At 38.8% G+C, this 17,762-nt stretch carries 17 protein-coding genes; 15 read left to right on the top strand and 2 right to left on the bottom strand.

The window, feature by feature from the left end:
* The first annotated feature begins 359 nt into the window (after positions 1 to 359).
* The 4 genes from LIV57_RS20970 to LIV57_RS20955 all read left to right on the top strand — a co-directional run bounded on the left by LIV57_RS20970 (position 360) and on the right by LIV57_RS20955 (position 6,425).
* The gene (locus LIV57_RS20970; RefSeq protein WP_202839668.1) at positions 360 to 692 is read left to right on the top strand and encodes a hypothetical protein; all 333 of its coding nucleotides are present in this window, start codon (positions 360 to 362) and stop codon (positions 690 to 692) included.
* Between the two features lie 61 nt (positions 693 to 753).
* On the top strand, positions 754 to 1,842 hold the full coding sequence (locus LIV57_RS20965) for an efflux RND transporter periplasmic adaptor subunit (protein ID WP_110009172.1): 1,089 nt from the start codon (positions 754 to 756) through the stop codon (positions 1,840 to 1,842).
* Positions 1,843 to 1,870: 28 nt separating this feature from the next.
* Positions 1,871 to 4,993 (top strand): efflux RND transporter permease subunit, encoded by a 3,123-nt coding sequence (locus LIV57_RS20960; protein WP_227944158.1) that lies wholly within the window; start codon positions 1,871 to 1,873, stop codon positions 4,991 to 4,993.
* Complete coding sequence (locus LIV57_RS20955) at positions 4,974 to 6,425, top strand: efflux transporter outer membrane subunit (protein ID WP_227944157.1); 1,452 nt, start codon at positions 4,974 to 4,976, stop codon at positions 6,423 to 6,425. Before LIV57_RS20960 ends, LIV57_RS20955 begins: the two co-directional genes overlap by 20 nt.
* A gap of 252 nt (positions 6,426 to 6,677) precedes the next feature.
* On the opposite strand, the gene LIV57_RS20950 is transcribed toward LIV57_RS20955, so the two are convergent.
* Positions 6,678 to 7,106 carry a cold shock domain-containing protein gene (locus LIV57_RS20950; RefSeq protein ID WP_002981005.1) on the bottom strand — a complete coding sequence of 143 codons (429 nt, stop codon included), beginning with the start codon at positions 7,104 to 7,106 and terminating at the stop codon, positions 6,678 to 6,680.
* Between the two features lie 684 nt (positions 7,107 to 7,790).
* On the opposite strand from LIV57_RS20950, the gene LIV57_RS20945 reads away from it, so the two are divergent.
* Entirely contained in the window at positions 7,791 to 8,546 is a 756-nt protein-coding gene (locus LIV57_RS20945) for an SDR family oxidoreductase (protein ID WP_227944156.1), read from the top strand.
* Between the two features lie 80 nt (positions 8,547 to 8,626).
* On the opposite strand, the gene lgt is transcribed toward LIV57_RS20945, so the two are convergent.
* Entirely contained in the window at positions 8,627 to 9,463 is an 837-nt protein-coding gene (gene lgt, locus LIV57_RS20940; protein ID WP_227944159.1) for a prolipoprotein diacylglyceryl transferase, read from the bottom strand.
* Positions 9,464 to 9,594: 131 nt separating this feature from the next.
* On the opposite strand from lgt, the gene LIV57_RS20935 reads away from it, so the two are divergent.
* The 10 genes from LIV57_RS20935 to LIV57_RS20890 all read left to right on the top strand — a co-directional run bounded on the left by LIV57_RS20935 (position 9,595) and on the right by LIV57_RS20890 (position 17,710).
* On the top strand, positions 9,595 to 9,810 hold the full coding sequence (locus LIV57_RS20935) for a hypothetical protein (protein WP_110009177.1): 216 nt from the start codon (positions 9,595 to 9,597) through the stop codon (positions 9,808 to 9,810).
* A gap of 125 nt (positions 9,811 to 9,935) precedes the next feature.
* Positions 9,936 to 11,687, top strand: a complete 1,752-nt coding sequence (locus LIV57_RS20930; RefSeq protein WP_227944155.1) for a cbb3-type cytochrome c oxidase subunit I — start codon at positions 9,936 to 9,938, stop codon at positions 11,685 to 11,687.
* Between the two features lie 11 nt (positions 11,688 to 11,698).
* The gene (locus LIV57_RS20925; RefSeq protein WP_227944154.1) at positions 11,699 to 12,688 is read left to right on the top strand and encodes a cbb3-type cytochrome c oxidase subunit II; all 990 of its coding nucleotides are present in this window, start codon (positions 11,699 to 11,701) and stop codon (positions 12,686 to 12,688) included.
* Positions 12,689 to 12,690: 2 nt separating this feature from the next.
* Positions 12,691 to 12,972 carry a hypothetical protein gene (locus LIV57_RS20920; protein WP_227944153.1) on the top strand — a complete coding sequence of 94 codons (282 nt, stop codon included), beginning with the start codon at positions 12,691 to 12,693 and terminating at the stop codon, positions 12,970 to 12,972.
* Positions 12,969 to 13,376, top strand: coding sequence for a cytochrome C (locus LIV57_RS20915; protein WP_227944152.1), 408 nt, complete (start codon positions 12,969 to 12,971; stop codon positions 13,374 to 13,376). Before LIV57_RS20920 ends, LIV57_RS20915 begins: the two co-directional genes overlap by 4 nt.
* A gap of 196 nt (positions 13,377 to 13,572) precedes the next feature.
* The gene (locus tag LIV57_RS20910) at positions 13,573 to 13,896 is read left to right on the top strand and encodes a low affinity iron permease family protein (protein WP_227944151.1); all 324 of its coding nucleotides are present in this window, start codon (positions 13,573 to 13,575) and stop codon (positions 13,894 to 13,896) included.
* Between the two features lie 55 nt (positions 13,897 to 13,951).
* Positions 13,952 to 14,326 carry a hypothetical protein gene (locus LIV57_RS20905; protein ID WP_227944150.1) on the top strand — a complete coding sequence of 125 codons (375 nt, stop codon included), beginning with the start codon at positions 13,952 to 13,954 and terminating at the stop codon, positions 14,324 to 14,326.
* 95 nt (positions 14,327 to 14,421) lie between these two features.
* Positions 14,422 to 15,117 carry a VIT family protein gene (locus tag LIV57_RS20900; protein WP_227944149.1) on the top strand — a complete coding sequence of 232 codons (696 nt, stop codon included), beginning with the start codon at positions 14,422 to 14,424 and terminating at the stop codon, positions 15,115 to 15,117.
* A 222-nt stretch (positions 15,118 to 15,339) separates the two neighbouring features.
* Positions 15,340 to 16,659, top strand: a complete 1,320-nt coding sequence (locus tag LIV57_RS20895) for an aspartate kinase (protein WP_227944148.1) — start codon at positions 15,340 to 15,342, stop codon at positions 16,657 to 16,659.
* 268 nt (positions 16,660 to 16,927) lie between these two features.
* Positions 16,928 to 17,710, top strand: a complete 783-nt coding sequence (locus LIV57_RS20890) for a hypothetical protein (protein WP_227944147.1) — start codon at positions 16,928 to 16,930, stop codon at positions 17,708 to 17,710.
* The last annotated feature ends 52 nt before the right edge of the window (positions 17,711 to 17,762 follow it).

Here is a 17,762-nt window from a genome sequence, read left to right as displayed (position 1 = left end):
AAGGAATAAAGAAGTGAGGACATTTCTAAAGCACAATATACTTCCTGAGTTATTTAGCCAAAACTGTTCTCTCACCCCTTTTGCTTTGTATGTAAATTTATTCTTTTGCAAACATAGGAGCCAAAACCTAATCCCATTTTTCATTCAGAATTTTAAAAGTTGGATTCCTACGCAATAACAGACTGCATGAATAGACTTTGCGTTGTATTGTCATTACGTATGAATATAAATACGAATGAGCAGAATTATTCACTAATTGTTTAAGTTTTTTTAACAATTCCATGGCCGGATTTTCCAGTAGAAATCCCTATTTTTGCACAACTATCGTTTTACTGAAAAACTAAAGTATTCTGATTGACATGGCAGGTCTGAGGTCATTTTTCTTATTTTATATCATACTGGTTTTTTCCCTTTTCAATTCGAATTGGGCGGAAAAGTCTTTGAGAAATATCCCTCATGTTCCTCCTGTAACCAATATTCATGTTCTGGATGTTTACGAGGAAGCAGATATGAATACGCATGCGCTGCCTGCTGCCTCAAAAATTGTAAAACATTCAGTTAAAAAAAATGATTCTGCCATTGCAGATTTTTCAGGAATATTAAAAGTTATTCCAAAAATTTCCCTTCCTGAGATTGCGGTTTCCACTATTTGCGGCGTTAAATCCTTTCTCCATCTCCTCCAGCTGTATTAGGTTTTAAGTTTCTGAATGCCAAATCATTTTAACGGAAATCTTATAACTTAAACATTTAAAAATGTATTTTAAAACTGTAATAATTTGCATTCTTGCAACATTATTCGCTGTGTCATGCAGTAAAGACAAGAAAAAAAACAATCAAAAAGATAAAGAAGTTCCCGTACTGGAAATCAAGGAAAAAGATACATTGGTGAGCAACCAGTTTGTCACCGATATCCAGGCTAAAAAAAATGTTGAAATGCGTTCCAGAATCGGAGGTATTATCCAGCATATCTATGTCAACGAGGGACAGTTTGTTCAGCAGGGACAGGCTTTATTCAAAATCAATGATGCTGAGCTGCAAATGGAACTTCTGAAAGCCAATGCAGCATTAAAACAGACTGAAGCAGACGTTCGTATTGCAGAAGTAGAACTGAAGCAGATTCAGAGCCTTCATGCTAAGAAATTTGTAGCCAATAACGAGCTGGAAATGGTAAAGGCAAAACTATCTTCAGCGAAGGCAAAACATGCCTTTGCCGATGCAGAAAAGAGAACCGTTCTTCAGAAAATAAGCTTTACAAGAATTACAGCACCTTTTGATGGAGTGATTGACGTTATTCCTCATAAAGACGGAAGTTTAGTGGAAAACGGAACTTTATTAACCACACTTTCACAACTGAACGAAGTGTATGCTTATTTCTCCATTCCTGAAAACTTATACTTTGAACTTTTAGCTAACGATAAAATCGGAAACCATCAAAAAATTGAATTGACGTTGCCTAATGGAGTCAATTACCAGTTCAACGGAGCTTTGAAAACAGCCGAAGGGGAAATCGACAGAACCACAGGTTCTATCCGATATAAAGTGCTTTTCCCGAATCCGGACCGTTTGATAAAACACGGTACTTCCGGAAAGCTTATCATTTCCGAACAGCAGGATAATGCGATCCTTATTCCACAAAAATCGACCTTCTCCATTCAGGATAAGACCTATGTTTTTGTAGTGGATAAACAGAATAAAGTGAAAATGACCAATATTAAGATCGGAACTACCCTGAGAGATTCTTATATGGTGGAAAGTGGTCTTAAAAAAGGAGATTTAATCATTTATGAAGGAACTCAGTCTTTAAAAGATGGAGATATCATCAAAATCAAAAAGAAGTATTAACCTTTCATAATCTTTAAATCAATCGACTATGGTAGAAATGTTTATAAGACGAAAGGTTCTTTCGTTGGTTATTTCCATATTATTTGTATTGCTGGGAATTATGGCATTGCTGAAGATGCCGATCACCCAGTTTCCCGATATTGTACCGCCTTCAGTAACCGTTACAGCAAAATATACAGGAGCGAATGCCGAAGTGTCTGCCAATGCGGTGGCTCTTCCTCTGGAGCGTGCCATCAACGGGGTGCCGGGGATGACGTATATGTCTACGGTAACCTCCAATGATGGTCTTACCCTTATTCAGGTGTTCTTTGAAGTAGGAACAGATCCTGATGTGGCAGCAGTAAACGTTCAGAACAGGGTAACCACTATTCTTGATGAACTTCCTGAAGAGGTAATCAGAGCGGGGGTAACTACCGAAAAAGAGGTGAACAGCATGTTGATGTACCTTAATATCACCAGTACAGATCCGAGCCAGGATGAGCAGTTTATCTATAACTTTACGGATATCAACGTCCTTCAGGAATTGAAACGTATTGATGGAGTAGGACGTGCTGAAATTATGGGACAGAAAGAATATTCGATGAGAGTATGGCTGGATCCTCAGAAAATGGCAGCGTACAATATTTCTGCAGATGAGGTAATCACTTCCCTGCAAAAACAGAATATTTCAGCTGCACCTGGAAAAGTAGGGGAAACCTCTGGTAAAACCTCAAGCCAACTTCAGTATGTTATCAAATATAAAGGAAAGTTTTTTGAGCCTAAACAATATGAAGAAGTTCCCATCAGATCTGATGTGGATGGAACTATTTTAAAGCTTAAAGATATTGCTAAAGTGGAATTCGGAGCCATGAACTACGGAATGGTTTCCAAAACAGACGGAAGACCTTCTGCATCCATTATGATGAAGCAGCGCCCGGGTTCCAACGCATCTGAAGTGATTCAAAGTGTAAAGGCAAAAATGGAAGAATTAAAAGTCACTTCCTTCCCTCCCGGAATGGAATATAACATGGCTTATGATGTTTCCCGCTTCCTTGATGCCTCTATCAGTGCAGTGTTAACAACCCTTATTGAAGCCTTTATTCTGGTAGGAATTGTAGTCTTTATCTTCCTTCAGGACTGGCGTTCCACATTAATTCCTGTACTGGCTGTACCGGTAGCATTGGTAGGAACTTTTGCATTCATGAATATGCTGGATTTCTCTGTCAACCTTTTAACCCTTTTTGCGTTGGTTCTGGCGATCGGAATTGTCGTCGATAATGCCATTGTCGTCGTTGAAGCCGTCCATGTTAAAATGGAAGAAGGAATGAATGCGATGGATGCCACCATCAGTGCCACCAAAGAAATTGCAGGAGCGGTAGTAGCGATTACGATCGTTATGTCTGCGGTATTTATTCCTGTGGCTTTCCTGGATGGTCCGGTGGGAGTGTTCTACCGACAGTTTTCATTAACGCTGGCCATCAGTATTGTCATTTCAGGGGTGAATGCATTGACACTTACTCCGGCACTTTGTGCGATTATTTTAAAACCTCATGACCACAATAAGAAGAAAACGATTATCGACAGGGCTTTCCAGAGCTTCAATACCGGTTTTGAAAGACTGACGAATGGTTATGTAGGTATTTTATCAAAATTTGCCACAAGAACTACAGTAACTTTCGGACTGCTGTTTTTATTTATCGGACTTACTTTTGTGACCAGCAAATTCCTGCCGACAGGATTTATCCCAATGGAAGACCAGGGAATGGTGTACGTAAGTGTTACCACTCCGCAGGGTGCAACGGTAGAAAGAACTGAAAAGGTGTTGGATGAAGTGACGGTTATTGCCAAGAAAATTAAAGGAGTAGAAAACGTGACCACCCTTGCGGGGTACAGCATCGTAACAGAAATTGCAGGTTCTTCTTATGGAATGGCGATGATCAACCTAAAAGACTGGAAAGAAAGAAGTATTTCAGTAAATGATCTCATTGCAGAACTCTCTGATAAAACAAAAGGTATCGCAGATGCCCAGATTGAAATCTTTGCGCCGCCAACCGTTCCCGGATTCGGGAATACCAGTGGTTTTGAATTACGTTTGCTGGACAGAACCGGAGGAACGATTGAAAATACAGATAAGATCACCAAGGATTTTGTTAAAAAACTCAATGAAGCGCCCGAACTGCAGAACAGTTTTACCAGTTTTGATGCTACTTTCCCGCAGTACATGATCAATGTGGATTATGATATGGCAGCGAAGAAAGGAGTTTCGGTAGACAATGCGATGTCTACGCTGCAGACGATGCTGGGATCTTACTATGCTACGAACTTTATCCGTTTCAGCCAGATGTATAAAGTGATGGTGCAGGCAAGTCCCGAGCACAGGGATACACCTGAAAGTATTCTGAATTTATATTTAAAAAATGATAAAGGCGAAATGGTTCCTTTTTCCACTTTCATTACTATCGAAAGAGTATACGGTCCTGAAGTGCTTACAAGGTACAACATGTATATGTCGGCCATGATCAATGGAGAACCCGCAGACGGTTACAGCTCCGGGGATGCCATTGCTGCTGTGGAACGTGTAGCCAAAGAATCTTTACCAAGGGGATTCGATATTGAATGGTCAGGAATGACAAGAGAAGAAATCCTATCAGGAAACCAGACCGTTTATATCTTCGCGATCTGTCTTTTATTCGTGTACCTTTTATTAGCGGCACAGTATGAAAGTTTTCTTCTTCCAATGCCTGTATTATTAAGTCTTCCGACAGGAATTTTCGGTTCCTATATCGCTTTGGTAATAATGGGTCTTGATAATAATATTTACGCCCAGGTGGCATTGGTTATGCTGATCGGACTTCTGGCCAAAAATGCCATTCTGATTGTAGAATTTGCCGTGGCAAGAAATAAACAGGGATTTGATATCATTCCTGCAGCTATTGAAGGGGCAAGACAGCGTCTAAGACCGATTCTGATGACCTCTTTTGCATTCGTAGCAGGACTTATTCCTTTGTGTATTGCATCAGGAGCCGGAGCCATCGGTAACCGTTCCATTGGTACGGCAGCAGCAGGAGGAATGCTGATTGGAACCATCTTCGGACTGGTGGTGATTCCGGGACTGTATATATTCTTTGCAAAACTTGAAAATAAGAAGAAAAATGAAAAGATTAAATCATAGAAATATATTGTACGGAATAGCATCACTGAGCCTTGTTTCGTGTGCTGTTCCTAAAGTAACGGAGCTGAAAAAAGCTCAGCAATTACCAGAAGAGATTATTAAAGCAGATCAAAATAAAAACCCTGATGAGTTCCGGCAGATCAACCTGAAAGCTTACTTTACGGATCCGCAGCTGCTTGAGCTTTTTGATAAAGTGGTTCAGGCTAATCCTGATTTCCAGATTGCACAGCAGAGAGTGGAGATTGCCAACAGTTTCCTTCAGAGATCCAAGATGGATCTGCTGCCATCTCTTGAAGTGGGAGCAGAGGTTTCCGGTAATCATTATGGAAAATATACAATGGAAGGTGTAGGAAACTATGATACCAACCTCTCGCCTAATATTTCGGAAGACCAGAAAATTAACAGGGATTTTACTCCTAATTACTGGCTGGGAGCTAGAAGCAGCTGGGAAATTGATGCCTGGGGAAAGCTGAAAAATAAGAAGATTGCTGCGCAGAAGAAATATCTCGCTTCAACGGAAGGATTAAGATTATTGCAGGTAGAGCTTTTTACAGATATTGCGAATCTCTATTATCAGCTGGTTGCTTTAGATAACCGTCTTGCGATTTATCAGAAAAACTATAAACTTCAGCAAAGAGCTTTTGAAATTGTTCTGGCGCAGCGTGAAGTGGGAAAAGCTACGGAATTGGCAGTTCAGCAGTTTAAAGCCCAGAATAACAACTGGCTGGCAGAGATTGAACATATCAAAGTGGAAATCGTCACAGTAGAGCAGGCGATTACAACATTAACGGGAAGCTATGGCGGAGAGGTGAAGCGCGGTAAAATACTGATGCCTACCAATATGGAAGTATTAAATAAAACCATTAATGTAGAAAATGTGATCCATTCCAGACCGGATGTAGCTGCCAATTATTATGTTTTAGAAGCTTCTCAGGCTGATGCAAAGGCTGCAAGAGCTGCTTTTTATCCCAAGATTGATCTGGGGGCCGGTTTCGGACTGAATTCTTTTTCCGTTGAAACCCTGTTTAAACCAAGTTCACTGGCCGGACAATTGTTGGGAGGATTAATGGTTCCTGTTTTCAATAAAGGGCAGCTGAAATATGAATTTAAGGTAGCGAGCAAAGAGCAGGAAATTGCTTTTTTAAACTATCAGAAAAGTATCACAACAGCTTTTAATGAACTGCAGTCGATTCTGAAACAAACTAAGATCTATGAACGTGTTCTGAAACTGAAATCAGAAGAAGTAGGCTTTCTCGACCGTGGTGTTGAGGTTTCCAATGATCTGTACCTTACAGGATACGCCAACTATTTTGAACTGATCAATTCACAAAAGAGCAAATTAACTGCTGAACTGGATTTACTACAGTTCCAGCATCAGAATACCAGAAATAACGTCCTGCTGTTTAAAGCACTGGGAGGGAAACTGGATTAATTTTTACTTTTTTTACGATGAAGGAAGCTGTCTTTTCAGGCAGCTTCTTTTTTATAATGTAATCAGAGGTTACGGATTCCCGTAATGATCATTGGAATAATTCCGGCATATTGCGTTACAATCTAACTTTTTATAAGTTAAGTTAACTTTTTTTTATATGTCCCTAAAAAAAGAGACTGTCCTAACGGGCAGTCTCTTTGTGTATGGTTTAAAATGAATCTGTTGTCAGAACAAAATCACTTTTAGTACATATTATTTAACAAGCTGAATTTCAACAGCAGAAAATCCTTTAGGAGATTTCTCTTTTTCGAAAGATACTTTGTTTCCTTTTTTTACAGGTTCTGCACAGTTGTTATTGTGGAAGAAGATGTTTTCTTTGGAATTATCTTCCGTAATGAAACCATATCCTTTTTCGCTCAGGAAAGTAACAATTCCTGTTTTTCTTGGATCTTCTTCAATAATAGGTGCTGCACCCAACTGAATATCATCAAGATTTACTTCCTGTCTTTGTTCAGGGGGAGTAGATGTTAATCTTCCGAATTCATCCACGTACATGAATACATCCTCCATGTCCTTCCCTTTGTTGTTGTTCGTTTTACGTTCTTCGCGTCTTAGCGCCTTTTCTTTTTGCTTTTGAATTTTTTTCTTGAAATTTTCCTTTTTAGAAAAAGAATCTGCCATAAATTATTTTTAGTATTTAGTTTCTATAAATTAATTGGTTCAATCTGGTCTGCATCAGACCTATAAAGCCTGCCGATGTTTCCTGTCTTGGATATTTCCAATCATACAGAGCTTTAAAATTCCGACAAGTATTGTTCCTTAATAGAAGAATAAAAGTTAAAAAGATGGCTGCTCAAAAGGCAAAGACTGAATAAAAAATATTCGGGTCGTTACAGAAAACAAAGTAATGACTTGGTTTATTAATATGCAAATATACAACAATAAAATGAATAATCAGGTTTTAAATGATTGATTATCAGAAATGGTTTTAATTGATGATTGTGTTCTGTATGAAGCGGTACATAAAATTGTAATAATAGTATAAAAAAATCCTCAGAAGTCTGAGGATTATAAAAAAATATATTAAAAATGAAGTGGTGGTGCGTGATACGGGAGGAAGGTATCAAATGTTATGCCTAAAATTGAGTCAGGTTTGGGAATTATATAGAAGTGTTTAAGTGAAAAGACCTGTCCCGAAGCGTATCTGATTGGTAAATAGCATTCTATTAAAAACTATTGTTTACATAAAATAATAAACATTTTTTATTCAGTTTAAATGAATAAATAAAAATTCCCGAAAATTTCACCATGTTGGGGCCATTTTTATTATTGACCTTTGTTTTATTAACATTTAAATATAAAAACATGTCAACACAAAATGTACAGGGAAAAGTGGTTTTAATTGCCGGAGGAGGTAAAAACTTAGGAGGGTTATTAAGCAGAGATTTTGCCACAAAAGGAGCAAAGCTGGCTATCCACTACAACAGCGAAAGCTCAAGAGCTGAAAGTGAAAAAACATTGGCTGAGGTACAGGCATTAGGAGCGGAAGCATTCTTATTTCAGGGAGACCTTACCAAAGTAGACAATATCACGAAATTTTTCGATGAAACTATTTCCCGTTTCGGAGGAGTGGATATTGCCATCAATACTGTTGGGATGGTATTGAAAAAGCCATTTTCTGAAACGACGGAAGCTGAATATGATACCATGTTCAATGTCAATTCAAAATCTGCGTATTTCTTTTTACAGGAAGCGGGTAAAAAACTAAACGATCACGGAAAAATCTGTACGATTGTTACTTCATTGCTGGCAGCTTACACCGGATTGTATTCTACATATGCAGGAGCAAAAGCACCCGTAGAGCATTTTACAAGAGCGGCTTCCAAAGAATTTGGGGCAAGAGGTATCTCTGTAACGGCAGTAGCGCCTGGTCCGATGGATACTCCTTTCTTCTACGGACAGGAAACTGACGATGCAGTCGCTTATCATAAGTCTGCATCCGCATTGGGAGGGCTTACAGATATTAAAGATATTGCTCCGCTGGTGGAATTCCTGGTAACAGAAGGCTGGTGGATTACGGGGCAGACGATATTTGCCAATGGCGGATACACAACAAGATAGTATTTGTAAATCCATTTAAAAAAAGAAACTCACTGAAAGTTGTTTTCAGTGAGTTTTTTTATGGTAAAGAAATAAGGAAATTAAGTGGTTTTAACCTTTCCTTTCTCCAGTATACTTTTGATCATAAAGAATAATCCGAGAAGAACAAACGGAATACTCAGAAGCTGTCCCATATTTAAGCTCATCCCATGTTCGAATTCTACCTGATCCACCTTGATAAATTCAATCAGGATTCTCATAATAAAGATCAGCAGAATGCTTATTCCGAAATAAAACCCCTTTCCGATCTTAAAAATATTCTTCCTGTAGATAAAATAAACAGAAAGGAAAATGATAAAATAAGAGATGGCCTCGTAAAGCTGGGCCGGATGTCTCGGAAGATCATCAACCTGACGGAAAATAAAAGCCCATGGAACATCAGTAGGAATTCCTATAATTTCAGAATTCATAAGATTGGCCAGCCTGATGAAAGTACCACCCAGCGGAAGTACAATCGCTATGGCGTCCAGAACGGTCATGAATGGGATAGAATATTTTCTCGCATAGATGAGAAGCATAATCACCAGACCAATACCGCCACCATGGCTGGCAAGACCTGCAAATCCCGTAAAATGATAGACACCATCCGGCCCTTTCTGAATCGGTAAAAATATTTCAAGCGGATGCTGTGAATAATAATCAAAATCGTAAAAAAGGCAGTGTCCCAGTCTTGCACCCACCAGAATTCCGATCAGGGCGTAGGAGAATAAAGCCTCATGAGCCTGAGCGCTGAGACCTTCTTTTTTATAAATTTTTTTTAAAATATTGAGTGATAAAACTAGCCCTGCAAGGAATAATAATCCGTAATATTTTATGGGAAGTCCTAAGATATTGACGATTTCGGGATTAATATCCCAGTTGATATATAATAAATTCATTGCTGCAAAGATAAGAAAATAGGATTTTCCGGGGAGAATGGTGCTGTTCAGGAATTCTATGATCTGAGTCATAAAGCGTTAGCGGGATGTTGTCTACATTTGATACTACACACACCACAAAATTTAATAGTATGAAATTCATCGTATCATTCATTGTACTTGCCGGCTTTTTTGTCGTCAGTTGCAGCAAAAAAGAACCTCAGACACAACAGACCAATACAGATACCATTATGGCATCTGACAGCCTTGTTTCAGGCTCTGCCCGGATTTCACCGGATTCGGCAGATCAAACACCAACGGTGGACAGCTCTGCGTATGACGTAGATTCTATTAAAAAAAGTAAATAATCATATTTACAGCCACTGACGTTTTAAAAGGCGGGACTGATCTCTGTTAAAAAAGGATCAGTAGAGAATTCTATTAAGAAAATAAACCAGAAAAGCATGATTCATTAACCCATAATAATACTGTTATGGCCGATATCTCATTATTTAAAGAAACCGGGATACAGATTACCCTACTGCTTACTTTAATGGTCATTGTAGCCGGCCTTGTCATCGTTGTTCTTAAGTTTTTATCCATATATGCTAAAATATTAAGACGGAAAGAATCTGCCGAGACCAAAAAAGAAATAGAGAATCTTACCCCGGAAGAAGTAGCCAATTATGAGCAAAGGGAAAAAGAACTCAGCTTCAGACTGCCGGAAAATGATCTGTCCGGTACTTTACCTCCTGCAGATACAAAAGGCGTTGTACAAAATATCAATTCTGTAGAAGAGCTGAGGGTATTTCCTGACAAAAGAAGAACATCCTCTTTTCAGAAATATATTTCCCCTGAGTTGAGCCGTCTGATTCTTTATTTCCTGGGGACCGCTATTTTTTGGCTTGTATTGGGAACAACTTTCGGCTTGTATGCAGGGATAAAGCTTGTGGCTCCGGATATAGAGCATACCAGCTGGTTCAGCTATGGGAGGCTCAGGCCGGGACATACCAATGCCGTATTCTGGGGCTGGGCATCTTTGGCCATGCTGGGGTTTGCACATTATGTCATACCACGGGTAAGTAATGTGGAAAAATTTAATATAAAACAAGGCTATCTCTCTCTTATTCTGGTTAATGCAGCAGTTCTTGCCGGGACAATATCTGTTCTTGCCGGGGTAAATAACGGAGGTGGTGAATACCGGGAATATATCTGGCCGATTATGATCACTTTCGGAATAGGAGTAGCCCTTTCCCTGCATAATTTCTTTAAGCCTATCGCACACAGAAAAACCAAAGAAATTTACTTGTCTAACTGGTATATCGTATCAGGAACAATGTTTATTGTTATTGTCATTGTTATTGCCTACATTCCTATCTGGCAGAACGGGGTAGGAGAGACCATTATTCAGGGATATTATATGCATCAGGCTATCGGAATGTGGTTTATGATGATCAATCTGGGATTGATGTATTATTTTTTGCCGCAACAGCTCAATAAGCCTATTTATTCCTACAGCTTAGGGATTTTGGCTTTCTGGACCCATACATTCTTTTATACCCTGATCGGAACCCACCATTTTATTTTCAGTGCGATTCCCTGGCGACTGCAGACAACGGCTATCATTGCAAGTGCGGGAATGCTGATTCCGGTGGCTGCAGGTACAGCCAACTTCCTTTTGACATTTAATGGCGCATGGTATCAGCTTAGAACAAGCTATACGCTTCCGTTTTATTTTATGTCTATCATATTTTATTTTACAGGATCATTCCAGGGAACAGTGGAAGCGTTCAGGTATACGAATCTTCTCTGGCATTTTACGGACTTCACCGTAGCGCATTCACATCTTACCATGTACGGGATCATCACATTTATGCTCTGGGGATTTTTTTATACGCTGGTTCCGCGGCTTACAGGAAAAGAACCTCCGAAACTTTTAGTGGGAATTCATTTCTGGTTTGCACTGATTGGATTGCTGTTTTATGTTATTGCTTTAATGATTGGCGGAACACAGACGGGAGAACTTTGGATCAAGAAAAAACCTTTTATTGAAGGAGTGATCAATATGGCTCCTTTCTGGCTCTGGCGGGCTATCGGAGGAACATTGATGTGGGTGTCACATTTGATCTTTGCTTATAATTTCTATAGAATGGTAAGAAAAGAAGATCAGGTCAGAATTCCCGGAACGCCTGCAGAAATTCTTGCAGCGAAAAGACAATACGGAAACACAGAGTTTAATACGTAAAGATCAGCATCATGATATTTTTAAATGACCATCGAATCCTTTTTGGCTCTGCACTTTTACTTTTTGTTTCGCTTACGCTTTATATTGCCATATTGCCTGCTTTGGATAACCAAAGGATTAATAAACCTTTGCCAAGACAGTCGAAAATTCTGACAAAAGAGGAACAGGCAGGTAAAAGAGTCTATATAGATAACGGCTGTATTGCCTGCCATACCCAGCAGGTAAGAAATGTAGAAATGGATAATGTCTTTGGGAAAAGACCAAGCATACCTGCAGATTTTGCCATCAATACCCGTACAGATTTCTGGAGAAATACAGCCAATCTGATGGGAACCCAGAGGACAGGGCCGGACCTTACCAGTATCGGTGAAAGACAGCCCAGTGCAGAATGGCATCTGATTCATCTCTATCAGCCGAGAGCAGCAGTTGAAGAATCAGTGATGCCTGCCTATCCCTGGCTTTTTATAGAGAGGGATTATCTTCAGCCCGGAGATGTTGAGGTGAAAGTTCCTGAAAAATTCCGTCCCAGATATAAAAAAATTGTAGCGGGCCCGGAAGCCCTGTTGCTTGTTGCCTATCTGAAGTCCCTGAAACAAACAGATTATACAGACAAATCTATTGTTCCGGCTTTTCTCTATAAACAGAAAAAAGAAGAAGCTGCCCAGGGAGGAAATGCAAGTTTACCGGATGGAGAAGCACTTTTTACAGCAAACTGTGCCAGCTGTCATCAGGCGAACGGAGAAGGGGTTCCCGGGGCATTTCCGCCATTGAAAGGAAGTCCTGTTGTTGCAGGAGGAGATCTTGAATTATATGTCACCATCATCATGAAAGGCTATGACCCGAGACCTGAGTTTGCAACGATGCCGCCGGTGGGTACCAACGCTAATTTTACACCTGAAGATGTGGCTGCAATTATGAATCATGAGCGGACAAGCTGGGGAAATAATGCTAAAAAGGTAACCGCTGAAGAAGTGAAAACCATAATGGATAAAATAAAATAACAATGAGAGATTTTTTTAAAAGTATAACCATACTGTCTGGAATAATGTTTACAACCTATGTATCTGCCTGTGATGCCTGTAAACTCCAGCAGCCCGAGGTGACAAGAAACTTTACCCACGGAACAGGTCCGGAAAGTAACTGGGACTGGTTTATCGTAGGATTTGTCGTATTGATAACTGTACTGGCTTTTATACTTTCTGCCAAATATCTGTTCAGACCTGGCGAAAAAGATAAATCCCATATCAAATACTCCGTTTTTTCAGGTGAAAATTCAAGATCATGACTAAAGATAAAAGCAAAGTTTTTTTATTTATTGATGATGATCCGGCTCCCATTGCAGAACTGGATACTCCCATTGTTTTTGATCTGGATACCCAAAAGCTCACAGATGGTGAACATACCCTTAAAATCATAAGCCATTCACCATCAGGAAAAGAAGGGATCAGGAGAATACAGTTTACCGTAGCCAATGGTCCGGCAATACGGATAGAAGGTCTTAAAAATAAAGATGTGGTGGACGGTACGCTTTCTTTAATGATCAATGCTTATGATAAAGGAAATCAGAAAAGTTTTCTGATCAATGGGAGTGAAACACCACAAACCATTCCTTTCTGGATATGGATCATTGTCATTGTGTTTGCAGCATGGGCGATTTATTATGAAATAACAAGTTACAATATTCAGTAATGTAGTCTTACCGTGGCTTTGTGTAGAAACCGTGATAAGAACAATAAAAATGCTGGAAAGAAATAATACGGTTAAAAATTGAAAACCGTAAGATCTTCTTTTAGTTTAAATAGATTAGAGATTAATGTTGAAAACCGGTCATATGGAGCAATCTGTATGACTTGTTTTGACATAAGTAATTTTAAAAATAATAGTTATGATTAAAGATATTTTAGACAGATGGCAGGACTGGCCGGTGTATGTTAAAGGAACTGCTTTTTTAGGTATTGCAGGGCTTACCGTATTTTTTATCCGGAATGTACAGAATAAAGAAATAAAAGCACTTCAGGAAAGGCTTGATGAATTGATGGCAGCAAGCAAAGACTCCTATAAAATAAAAGAAATACAACATCTTACAGAAGATGAACTGAAACAGCTTTATAAATTTTATAAAGACCTGGAAAAACAGCGCAGAGAAAAAAATATTCCTGATAACGACAGGCCGGAAAATCAGCACATGGCTTACCATAGATATAAATAGATAATCATAGAGGTATATAATATCTCATGAAAATGGACTTCATAAATCATGCCTCATGAAAAAATATCAGACACTGGCCTATGTTCAAATGATTTATTTTCTGCTTACCATAATATGGCCATTTGTACACCTTGAAAGCTTTTTGGAAATTACGGGTCCCAAGACGGATATATGGCTGGTAAAAACGGTCAGCTTACTGCTTTTTCCTTATATCCTTCTTATTGTATATGTAGTAAAAATAAAGGAGAGCCCTTTGGTTATTCTCGCCATCATGCTCTGTTGTGCCGGGCTGGCAGGGATTGACCTTTATTATTATCTGAACAATGTGATCAAATGGACTTATATGATAGATTGTATTCTTGAAATACTATTTATTGTTTACTGGATTTTTATACTGAAAGTGGTATCAAAACCCCTGATCATCGGATAAACTATTAAGCCTTTACCCATCATGAAATGTGGTAATTTAAATTGATTCTTGACGAAATATTGGGTAACTTTAGCCTGCCACCAAAAAGAAAAGTTATGCATCATCAGCTGGAAAAACATTATGTAAACAGGGTAGGCTGGCTTAGGGCAGCTGTATTGGGAGCCAATGACGGATTGTTATCCACCACAAGTATTGTCATTGGGGTTGCAGCGGCAGAACCGGAACGTCATATCATTATCCTTGCTGCATTAGCAGGTATGATTGCCGGGGCAATGTCTATGGCTGCCGGTGAGTATGTTTCTGTAAGCTCTCAGGAAGATACAGAAAAAGCAGATTTGCTCCGCGAAAAGCGTGAACTTGAGGAAATGCCGGAAATAGAGCTTAGAGAACTGGCCAAAGTGTATGAAAAAAGAGGCTGTACCCGGGAAACGGCAATGCAGGTAGCTATTGAACTTACAGAACACGATGCGCTTGGAGCACATGCCCGTGACGAACTCGGAATTAATGAAATAACACAGGCCAAACCTTTGCTGGCAGCAATGGCTTCATTTGGTTCATTTGCTGTGGGAGCTTTACTGCCTTTTACCGTTTCTCTTTTGGCGCCACTCAAACAAATGGTGTATTTCCAATATGGCTTTTCAATCATCTTTTTAATGCTTTTGGGGGCAATTTCTGCCAGAGCCGGAGGCTCCAGCATTAAGATAGCGGTACTAAGAATCTGTTTCTGGGGAACCGTTGCGATGGGAATTACAGCATTGGTAGGGCATATTTTCGGAGTTAATGTGGCATAAATGTCAGATAAAATGATTTTTGTTGTGAGATTAATAAAAATCCGTATATTTGCCCAGCAAAAAAAGAAAATGATCTTATCTAACCTTAAAAAAGCAAAGAAACAGAACTTACGTCGAACGTCGTGAGTCATTTTCCTTTGGTTAGAAACTAAAATATATCAGGAGCTTGTCATCACGACAAGCTCTTTTTTTTGGGGAAATATTTAACAATTTATATCTATTATGAAAGTATTAAAATTTGGAGGAACTTCAGTAGGAAGTCCGGAGAGAATCGAACAGTTATTACCGATCATCAGATCTCAGGCAGCAGATAAACACCTTGTTGTTTTATCAGCTGTTTCCGGAACTACAAACGATTTGGTAAAATTATCAGAGCTGTATGAGAACAAAGATATTGAAGCCGCTTACCAACATATTGATGTACTGTACGACAAATACAAAAAATTTGTCAATGAGCTATTTAAAACTGAAGAAGGTATTTCAGAAGCATTACTATTCATTGACAAAATATTTGATCTGTTTTATCAGTTTAAAAATAAAAACTTTAACTCCAGTGCAGAGCGTGTTATTCTGGCTCAGGGAGAAATTATTTCAACAACGCTTTTCCATTTACATTTAAAAGAAATTGAAATTCCGTCAGTATTATTGTCAGCGCTTGATTTCATGCTGATTGATGAAGATAAAGAACCGAATATCGATTACATCAGAGAACATGCAGAACGTAAAATTGCAGAATTCCCGGAGGAAACCTTATTTATCACCCAAGGGTACATCTGCAGAAATGCTGAGGGTGAAATTGATAATTTACAAAGAGGAGGTTCAGATTACACCGCCTCATTACTAGGGGCAGCACTGCAGGTTGAAGAAATCCAGATCTGGACAGATATTGACGGATTCCATAATAATGATCCGAGATATGTTCAAAATACAAAATCTATTGCCAGACTTAGCTTCGACGAAGCTGCCGAATTATCCTATTTTGGAGCTAAAATTCTTCATCCGCAAAGTGTTTTTCCGGCAAGAAAATATAATGTTCCCGTAAGATTGCTGGATACGATGAATTTAAGTGCGTCCGGAACATTGATCTCCGGGGAAGCTACCAATCAAAATCAGATTGTGGCTATAGCAGCAAAGGATAATATTACGGCAATCCGTATTCAGTCTTCCCGAATGTTGATGGCTTACGGATTTTTAAGAAAGGTTTTCGAAGTTTTCGAACGCTACAAAACCCCTATTGATATGATTACTACTTCTGAAGTAGCTGTTTCACTTACCATAGACCAAACCGATTATCTTTCTGAAATTGTGAAAGAACTGGAATCTTTTTCAGCCGTTGAGATTGATAACGAACAGTCTATCGTTTGTATCGTAGGTGATTTCAGAAAAAACAACAACGGGTATGCCACTATTGTTTCCGAGGCGGTAAAACATATTCCAGTCAGAATGATTTCCTACGGAGGAAGTGAAAATAATATTTCGCTGCTTGTTTCATCTGCGTATAAGATAGAAGCCTTGAGATCTCTTCATAACAGATTGTTTTAAGAATTAAATAATTAATATTCAAATAATTGAAATAACCCAAACGACATCCCATGGTTATTTCATGTGAACGTTTTATAAACAATAAATCCCAGACTACAGGCTGGGATTTATTATGAAATGAAGTCACCATGACATGAAAGACATAAACCGTAACGGAGAATAAGATTGGGCTTAGAATCATCTGCAAAGGGATATTTTTGTATATTTAATTATATACTATTAAAAATATTAACTAATACTTACAGATAACCTAAAGAACGAATAATCAATGATACAGCAAGAATTCGCCAACAGAGCAAAAGAGATTTTAGAACCCGATGACAATGTTATTGGATTGGCTGTTGCAGGCTCCTGGCTTACCCATGAAATAGATGAATTTTCAGATCTTGATCTTATTCTTGTCACAAAACAAAAAATTTCCCATGATAAGAATGTAATGCTTGACTACGCAAGAAAGCTGGGGGATTTTTTATCAGGGTTTACCGGAGAACATGTGGGAGAGCCGAGATTGTTGATATGCCTGTATGACAATCCGCTTTTGCATGTGGATATCAAGTTTTTAACCCTTGAAGAATTTCAGAGCCGTATTGAAACTCCGGTTCTTCTCATTGATAAGGGGGGACAACTTGCAAACATCATTCACCATACAGAAGCCAGGTTTCCCTATCCGGATTATCAGTGGATTGAGGATCGTTTCTGGATCTGGATTCATTATGCACTGTTGAAAATAGGACGTGGAGAATATTTTGAAGCATACGACTTTATGGGATTTCTGCGCATGGTTGTGTTGGGACCGTTACTCCACATCAAAAACGGAAATTTACCTCGGGGTGTGAGAAAAGTGGAAACAGCTTTAAAAGCTTCAGATTTTGAAAAATTAAGACTTACCATTTCAGATTATAACAGGCAATCCTTATTGGAAAGTCTGAGAAATGCAGTGTCATTATATCAACACTTAAGGGCAGAACTTTTTGACAGTAAGGTACATTTGCAAAACAACACTGAAGAAAAAGTGTTGAGGTATTTTGAAGAAATAGAAAACAAGCATTAGTTAAGAATAACTTGCAGCGAACATCTAAATTCTATGTTTTATACGGGAGTAA

Source organism: Chryseobacterium sp. X308 (assembly GCF_020733145.1).
Taxonomy (GTDB): Bacteria; Bacteroidota; Bacteroidia; order Flavobacteriales; family Weeksellaceae; genus Chryseobacterium; species Chryseobacterium cupriresistens.
The sequence above is the reverse complement of the archived record's forward strand: the minus strand, read 5'-3'. Positions and strand labels throughout refer to the sequence as shown.

Excerpts from the sequence above, each read along its gene's own strand:
- LIV57_RS20970 (WP_202839668.1), top strand. The coding sequence starts at position 360 with ATGGCAGGTCTGAGGTCATTTTTCTTATTTTATATCATACTGGTTTTT.
- LIV57_RS20965 (WP_110009172.1), top strand. The coding sequence starts at position 754 with ATGTATTTTAAAACTGTAATAATTTGCATTCTTGCAACATTATTCGCT.
- LIV57_RS20960 (WP_227944158.1), top strand. The coding sequence starts at position 1,871 with ATGGTAGAAATGTTTATAAGACGAAAGGTTCTTTCGTTGGTTATTTCC.
- LIV57_RS20955 (WP_227944157.1), top strand. The coding sequence starts at position 4,974 with ATGAAAAGATTAAATCATAGAAATATATTGTACGGAATAGCATCACTG.
- LIV57_RS20950 (WP_002981005.1), bottom strand. The coding sequence starts at position 7,106 with ATGGCAGATTCTTTTTCTAAAAAGGAAAATTTCAAGAAAAAAATTCAA.
- LIV57_RS20945 (WP_227944156.1), top strand. The coding sequence starts at position 7,791 with ATGTCAACACAAAATGTACAGGGAAAAGTGGTTTTAATTGCCGGAGGA.
- lgt (WP_227944159.1), bottom strand. The coding sequence starts at position 9,463 with ATGAATTTATTATATATCAACTGGGATATTAATCCCGAAATCGTCAAT.
- LIV57_RS20935 (WP_110009177.1), top strand. The coding sequence starts at position 9,595 with ATGAAATTCATCGTATCATTCATTGTACTTGCCGGCTTTTTTGTCGTC.
- LIV57_RS20930 (WP_227944155.1), top strand. The coding sequence starts at position 9,936 with ATGGCCGATATCTCATTATTTAAAGAAACCGGGATACAGATTACCCTA.
- LIV57_RS20925 (WP_227944154.1), top strand. The coding sequence starts at position 11,699 with ATGATATTTTTAAATGACCATCGAATCCTTTTTGGCTCTGCACTTTTA.
- LIV57_RS20920 (WP_227944153.1), top strand. The coding sequence starts at position 12,691 with ATGAGAGATTTTTTTAAAAGTATAACCATACTGTCTGGAATAATGTTT.
- LIV57_RS20915 (WP_227944152.1), top strand. The coding sequence starts at position 12,969 with ATGACTAAAGATAAAAGCAAAGTTTTTTTATTTATTGATGATGATCCG.
- LIV57_RS20910 (WP_227944151.1), top strand. The coding sequence starts at position 13,573 with ATGATTAAAGATATTTTAGACAGATGGCAGGACTGGCCGGTGTATGTT.
- LIV57_RS20905 (WP_227944150.1), top strand. The coding sequence starts at position 13,952 with ATGAAAAAATATCAGACACTGGCCTATGTTCAAATGATTTATTTTCTG.
- LIV57_RS20900 (WP_227944149.1), top strand. The coding sequence starts at position 14,422 with ATGCATCATCAGCTGGAAAAACATTATGTAAACAGGGTAGGCTGGCTT.
- LIV57_RS20895 (WP_227944148.1), top strand. The coding sequence starts at position 15,340 with ATGAAAGTATTAAAATTTGGAGGAACTTCAGTAGGAAGTCCGGAGAGA.
- LIV57_RS20890 (WP_227944147.1), top strand. The coding sequence starts at position 16,928 with ATGATACAGCAAGAATTCGCCAACAGAGCAAAAGAGATTTTAGAACCC.